We start from the raw sequence: 4,541 nt of genomic DNA, 5'->3' as shown, positions 1-4,541 counted from the left end.
AAAAAAAGGTGTTACTCCTAGTAAAGTCAAAGGTAAGGTCGATGATGTTCTGAGGTATCGTAAGAACGGAAGATATATCGATTTAGCAGACGATGATCGAATTGTTTCTTTTGGAACAACCAAAAAATAATTCATAGGAGGTTATTATTTGAATTGGAAAGATCTTAGGATTGATCGTGTTGGGATGATACAAAAGTGTGTAGCAGAATTTGATATAGCTGCTTTAAAATTTTTCGGAGAAATTTATGAAGGAGATACAATTCATTACGGTGGTTTCAAAGTAAAGATATATGAGACTAGTTACAATAATGATGAAGCTCCTGGAGAATCTGGTTTTACTGGATATACAAATCTCAAATTAGTAGATTCAGATGGTTATCCAGAAGGTACAACAGGTTATGCTCTTACGATTGAAGAAGCCTTAGAGAAAACAGTTTCTAACTTTTTAGATCTAGTTGAAGAGTTTAAAGAAGAAAAGCCAAACGGTCTTCAAAAAGAAGATTTCATCATAGTACCTTATGATGAATTTTAAGTATTTGACTGATATTTTTTTATGATTCTTTAAGTTTTTTTAAGACGATGCTTCGGCATCGTCTTTTTCGTGTCTTGGACACGAAACGGCACTGGTCTTGAGTGGCGCAGCCATGCTCTTTTTACCTCGTAGAGACCGCCTCTTGCTTTGCAAGAGTATAGCGGGCTATACTCTTATAAACTCAACGCCGACAAATTCCCCTCTCGCTTCTCTCGGTCTTTGTCTTGATAAGGAGGAAAACCCCATGTCGATCGAATTCGCCTGGAACGCTCAAAAGAACCAAATGTCCGATATCAAAGGCAAGGAAAGAGAGCAAGAAAGAGAAGGACAAATCAAAAATGACATGATTGATCTTGACCGTACTCACCTCAATTATGATCTCGTACAAAGTGAATTAAATCTCTATCAACGAGCAAAAGAACGGGTCGATCAACTCAAGTCTGAAAACAAACGAGTCCAAAAGAATTCGGTCATTACTTACTCGAATATCATCACCATTCCAGAATCTGCAGCAAAGGAAATGTCGAACGATCAGATGCACGATTACTTCAAAACGTGTCATGACTATTTCGTCGATCGGTTCGGAAAAGAGAATGTCCTAAGTTCGAAAATCCACCTCGATGAATCGACGCCTCACATGCACCTTCATTTCATGCCCATCGACAAAGAAACAGGACGATTACAAGCACGAACGACAATGAACAAAGCGGCATTAAACGAGATCCATGACGAGATTCCGGAACGATTACGAGCAAAAGGGTTCGATGTCGTGCGTGGATCGGGAGAAAAAACAAAACAGAAACTCGATATTCATCAGTACAAAGCGAAACTGGACTTGGAAAAAGAAATAAAGGATTTGGATTTGGATCGGACAATTCTGCATCGAGAAGTCTATTACATGCGGAATAACAAAGATATTGAACGCAAGAAAATTGAAAGAGGATTTGAGGAAAAAGTCGAAGCTGCCAAAACAGAAGCGCTCCAAAAAATTGGAATGATCAAAGAAGAAGTGGCGAAGTTCGAGTACGATATGAGCCAAAATCAAGAACGGCTCATCATGGACACCCAGGACATGAACGGACTTTTAGATGCCACGAAAAGAGACCTCGAGGAACATCAAAAACAACTCAACGAGCGAATCGATTCGCTCAAAGAGTTGGATTTCGACGAGTCAATCAATCTCGATCTAAAGCCGAACCTATTGAACAAAGTGTCGATGTCGAATGATACGTTCTTGGAACTGAAGAAGCGGGCGGAAGTCGCGGAACGGATGCAACGGGCATTGCGGATCTCGGAACAACGAGTCCAGATGCTGGAGAAGGACAATCGACAAAAAGATAGCCAATTGAACGAGATGTTCACCTTGAGAATGGAGAATAGCGCTCTGAAGCGTCAGGTCGAGTTCTTCAAGCAAGTGATCGACAAGATCCGAGACATGGTATCGGCTCAACGGGACAAAGATGGGAATCAACGAGTCACGAAAAAACTGATGGAACACGCCATTGGATATGCGAAAGAATACATTGGTCAGAAGATGAACATGAAGAAAGAAGCCATGCCACGAAACGAGAACGAGGAAATCGGGAGAGATATTGCGATCAAGTCGCTCGCAGCAAAGCAGAAAGAGAAGGGATACGGCTCTGATATGGAGCGCTAGGAGTCCGTAGGGCCGTTTCTAGGCTGATATGGGTGTCAACGTAACGGAATAACGAATAAAACCCCTCAGAATCGCTCACAGAGCGTTCTAGAGGGGTTCTTCGTTATGAGTATAAGAGTTGACGCCCCAGACGATAAAAACCCTCTCTGCTGTTCTCACGTTCCCTACGTGAGAACCTGCCTACCGGCGAGGGAGCCCCTCGGGATCGAGGGGTTGGGGAGTCGATTACTTTTCTTCGTAAATGAGTTCTGCCAAGATAATTTGATTTTTCATAACCAGGAAAGTATCGCCTGAACCATCAAGCTCGACAATGTTTTGCTCTATGTAAGTTTTGTCGTCATTCAAGTCTTTGATGAACCGATCCCAACTAGTTGCTTCTAGGGTCACAACTTTATCGTCGGCTAGTGTTAATACAACTTTTCCTATCTTCATTTTTTCACCACCTTTACTGATGATTTTATGCAATTTTAAGGTCTGAAATAAGCCTTTGATTTTGTGTTCTTTCTTATCTTGATAATAAGGGTAACTATTTATGCGCAAAAAAAGGGGCGAGCAAGTGAGTTAATCCCTTGCGCCCCAACGGCTTTCGACCAAAAAAACTTGCGTTTCCTTGTATACTCGTTTAGCATTTAAGTTACCACACAAAAACCTAAAGAAGAAAGGAGACAAGTTTCTTTGATCTATGCTGTTTGTTTACCCTTTTATGGTGTCAGTAAACTGTCCATAAATTGATGCTACACATGGATTATAGACAAAATGACTATGAAAAAACAAGACCCTATTGCACTTATAAAACCGAAAAAACTCGACAATCTACGCATGTATGAACTGGCTAAGGATCATCTTTCCGAAAAAATGCAGGAACTGTACAAAGAGTGTGGGACGTTCAACTTGTATATTTCGACATTGGATAAGGAGAAGAAGAAGATGGTTGGAGGGAATCATTGCAAGAATCGATTTTGTCCGATTTGCGCTTGGCGCAAGGCTAGAAAAGATGCGATGGCACTATCTGTGGTGATGGAAGCCATGCATGAAGAACATGACGTGAAATATTTGTTCCTTACTTTGACTACACCAAATGTGAAAGCGAACGAAGTAAAGTCTGAGATCGAGAGCATGAACAAAGCTTTTCATAAGCTATTCATGCGTAGAAAATTAAAAAAAGTGATTCAAGGATACGCTCGAAAGTTGGAGATGACATATGACGGGAATCCGTTGATTACGACTCCATTATTCGAGAAAAAACAGGCGTATTATGAACGACTAGGATTGAAAGTTGGAGATGAAAATCCCACCTATGATACATACAACCCACACTTTCATGTCGTGCTTGCGGTAAAGAAAACGTACTTCAATGACTCGCGAAATTACATCAAACGTGATGAATGGTTAGAAATGTGGCGCGAGGTCACTAGTGACTACACAATCACGCAAGTTCATATCGAACGCATCAAGGAAAAGCAGACTGGAAATGCAGTGGCGGAGATCGCCAAATACTCGGCAAAAAGTAACGATATGGGCGTCAGTCCAGAAGTATTCGAGACCTTTTATAATTCCTTAAAGGGTAAGCAAGTCATTGCTTATAGTGGTCTGTTCAAAGAGTACATGTTGAAGTACAAATCCAATGAATTGGAACAATACATGGAGAAGGATAAGAACGAATACTTCTACAAGATCATAGCGAATTGGCATGCCGAACAGTCTGATTTTATTTTGGAATACATTGAATTGACTAAAGAGGAATTGAAAAAATACAACGGAAACACTATTGATGAATTAGACATATAAAATCATGAAAGAGAACAATTCGAAGAAATTAAATTAAGATGTTCATTAATAAAAAATAGATGAAAATAATTCCCTAAACAATTCTTAAATGTGTTATTTTATTTTATGTCTAAAATATACATTTAAGGGGATTAACATGAAAAAAATAATTGCTTATGTATTATCTTTACTTGTTTTATTTGGTAACTTAGGGTTCTCAAATGTAACATTTGCTGAAGAATCTAAAGAGAATTTGACTGAAATAAATACTTCTTCAACTTCTTCTTTTGATGATGAAGAAGAAGGAAAAACTGTATCAGAACAATTACTCGATGTACAAGAAGCTTTAGAACTTAAAAATCAAATAACGACAGCTAAGCTTAAAGGAGATGGGGAGGATTTTTACGACATCGGTTTTTTGATGTCGCATGGTTTACTGAATGCACCAATTGGATCTTGGCATGAAGGAAGCTTTGAATCGCCAGCAGTGTCTCTCGTTGCTCATTACAAAAAACATGGTAAAGAAGTAAAAGCTAAAGATGCTGCAAGTTACTTAAACAAGGCAAGAGAGTTCAGAAGAACAGC

5 protein-coding genes are annotated in these 4,541 nt (G+C 39.4%); 4 read left to right on the top strand and 1 reads right to left on the bottom strand.

What is annotated here, in order from left to right:
* Positions 1-148 precede the first annotated feature (148 nt).
* Together N179_RS16705 and mobV are read left to right on the top strand one after the other, a co-directional pair.
* Positions 149-532 carry a hypothetical protein gene (locus N179_RS16705; RefSeq protein ID WP_075643192.1) on the top strand — a complete coding sequence of 128 codons (384 nt, stop codon included), beginning with the start codon at positions 149-151 and terminating at the stop codon, positions 530-532.
* A gap of 244 nt (positions 533-776) precedes the next feature.
* The gene (mobV, locus tag N179_RS16700; protein ID WP_075643191.1) at positions 777-2,189 is read left to right on the top strand and encodes a MobV family relaxase; all 1,413 of its coding nucleotides are present in this window, start codon (positions 777-779) and stop codon (positions 2,187-2,189) included.
* Between the two features lie 225 nt (positions 2,190-2,414).
* Here the strand turns inward: mobV and N179_RS16695 are convergent, their stop codons facing one another.
* Positions 2,415-2,621, bottom strand: coding sequence for a hypothetical protein (locus N179_RS16695; RefSeq protein WP_075643190.1), 207 nt, complete (start codon positions 2,619-2,621; stop codon positions 2,415-2,417).
* A 330-nt stretch (positions 2,622-2,951) separates the two neighbouring features.
* Between N179_RS16695 and N179_RS16690 the strand changes: the two genes are divergently transcribed.
* Both N179_RS16690 and N179_RS16685 read left to right on the top strand, forming a co-directional pair.
* Complete coding sequence (locus N179_RS16690; RefSeq protein WP_338083379.1) at positions 2,952-3,977, top strand: protein rep; 1,026 nt, start codon at positions 2,952-2,954, stop codon at positions 3,975-3,977.
* A 136-nt stretch (positions 3,978-4,113) separates the two neighbouring features.
* Positions 4,114-4,541: hypothetical protein (locus N179_RS16685; protein ID WP_208610332.1), on the top strand; the 428-nt coding region annotated here is incomplete at its 3' end.

Source organism: Exiguobacterium indicum HHS 31 (genome assembly GCF_001939065.1).
Classification (GTDB): domain Bacteria; phylum Bacillota; class Bacilli; order Exiguobacteriales; family Exiguobacteriaceae; genus Exiguobacterium_A; species Exiguobacterium_A indicum.
The sequence above is the reverse complement of the archived record's forward strand: the minus strand, read 5'-3'. Positions and strand labels throughout refer to the sequence as shown.